1 pseudogene is annotated in these 230 nt (G+C 59.6%); it reads left to right on the forward strand.

The features are described 5' to 3' along the window. Positions 1–164 (forward strand): annotated as a pseudogene (locus J5474_RS22945) (ATP-binding cassette domain-containing protein); the annotation flags it as partial. Positions 165–230 lie beyond the last annotated feature (66 nt).

Below are 230 nucleotides of genomic sequence, written 5' to 3' on the forward strand. Positions count from 1 at the left end.
TGCTCCATCTTGATTCAGAACTGACCAACAGATCGGTAAACGAGGGTTTTTCAGGAGGAGAGAAGAAAAAGAATGAGATCTTTCAGATGGCGATGCTTGAACCCAAACTGGCCATCCTGGATGAGACCTTCCAGGAGGAATTCTGGGGCCTCGACGAGGAGGCGCGGGAGCGCCGGATCCGCATCGCCGGCGAGGTGGCGGTGGCGGCGCGGCTGCTGGCCCTCGCGGGG

It is taken from the genome of Sagittula salina, assembly GCF_017813235.1.
In the GTDB taxonomy this organism is placed as follows: domain Bacteria; phylum Pseudomonadota; class Alphaproteobacteria; order Rhodobacterales; family Rhodobacteraceae; genus Sagittula; species Sagittula salina.